We start from the raw sequence: 1719 nt of genomic DNA, 5'->3' as shown, positions 1-1719 counted from the left end.
CGCTCATCGCGATCTCGCGGATCGCGGCGCCCATCTCCTCGGCGCCGCTCGCCACGGCCTGCACGCCGGCGCTGACCTCGCCGGCCGCCGTGTCGATCGCGCCGACCCGTACGGACGCCTGGTCGGTGCTGCCGCTGAGGCTGCGGCTGGCCTGCTGCAGTTCGGTGGAGCGCTCGGACAGGCCGGAGCTCATGCCCGCGAGCGTCTGCATCGTGGTCCGCAGCTGACCGGACGCACGGTGCACAGCACGCGACATCTCGCCGATCTCGTTGGCGCCGGTGTCCGGCTGCCGTTCGGTGAGGTCGCCGTCCGCCATCGCCGTCACCACCTCGCGCAGCGCGTGCAGGCGCCGGTTGAGGGCCCGGGCCACGAGCAGTGCGAACGCCGCGGCGATGAGGACACCGACGGCGAGTACGACGCTGATGGTGAGGCGGGCCTGGTCGGCCGCGGACCGGGCCGCGGCGGCGCTGGCCGTGGCCTCCCGCTGGGAGATGGCCACCAGGGCGTCGAGGTCCTTGAGCGCCTGGGCGGTGGCGGGGTTCAACGTGGTGCTGCGGAACTGCTCCCACTCCTGGACCTTGCCGGCGTTCTTCAGGGCGCTGGACTGCTTGCGCAGGTCGAGGTAGTTCGTCCAGGTGGCCTGGAACGTCGCCATCGCGGCGCGTTCCTCGGCGGAGACGGTCAGGCCCTCGTACTCCTGCAGCCTGGTGGTGACCAGGTCGTAGTAGGTCGTGGCCTCCTGCCCGTACGCGGTGGCCTTGGCCGGGTCCGTGGCCGTCAGGTTCGACAGGCTGGCCCACCGCGCGTGCCAGATGATCTGCTGGATGTCCTTGACCGTGGCCAGCGGCACCAGGGCCTCGGTGTAGATGGCCTCGGCCCGGCCGGCGGTGGTGTTGGTGCGCAGGATCCCGACGGCCCCGACGACCAGGGCCACCAGCAGCGCGACGGCCGCGGCGGCCAGCAGGCTGGTCCGCATGCTCAGAGAGCGCACGTCTTTCTCCTCGGTCAGTAACGGAAGCGCGACACCAGGTCCTGCAACTGCCGGGACATCACGGCCAGCTCGGCGGCGGCCTGGCTGGTCTCGTCGATCGTGTCGGTGGTGCGCCGGGTGGCGTCCGAGACCCCGGCGATGGTCGCCGCGATGTTCCCGGCGCCGTCGGCCGCCTCCGAGAGGGTCCGGTTCATCTCCTGGGTGGTGGCCGTCTGCTCCTCGACGGCGGACGCGATCGTCACCTGGATGCCGTTGATCTGCTCGATGATCGAGCTGATCTCGCCGATCGCCGCCACCGCGCCGGAGGTGTCCGACTGGATCGTCTCGACCCGGCGCACGATGTCCTCGGTGGCCTTGGCCGTCTCCTGGGCCAGGTCCTTGACCTCGCTCGCGACCACCGCGAAGCCCTTGCCGGCGTCGCGCGGGCGGGGGGCCTCGTTCGTGGGCTTCTGCGCGCGCGGGGGGGTCGTCGCCCGCGCGGGCGGCCTCGATCGTCGCGTTCAGCGCCAGCAGGTTCGTCTGCTCGGCGATCGCGGTGATGACCTTGACGACGGTGGCGATCTCGGTGGACGACTCGCCCAGGCGCGCGACGGTGGCGTTGGTGGCGGCGGCGACCGCCACGGCCTTGGCCGCCACGCCGGTCGCCTCCGAGGTCGACGCGCTGATCTCCCGGATCGAGGCGCCCACCTCGTGCGAGCCGGTGGAGACGATCTGCAGGTTGTTCGAGA

General features: G+C 72.0%; 1 protein-coding gene and 1 pseudogene. Both read right to left on the bottom strand.

Annotated elements, in window-relative coordinates; genetic code table 11:
* Positions 1-991: methyl-accepting chemotaxis protein (locus tag AB0C29_RS46970; protein ID WP_360834681.1), on the bottom strand; the 991-nt coding region annotated here is incomplete at its 3' end.
* Positions 992-1005: 14 nt separating this feature from the next.
* Positions 1006-1719, bottom strand: a pseudogene (locus AB0C29_RS46965) (methyl-accepting chemotaxis protein); the annotation flags it as partial.

This window comes from Actinoplanes sp. NPDC048791, assembly GCF_040650095.1.
Taxonomy (GTDB): Bacteria; Actinomycetota; Actinomycetes; order Mycobacteriales; family Micromonosporaceae; genus Actinoplanes.
This window is presented reverse-complemented; position numbering and strand designations above follow the sequence as displayed.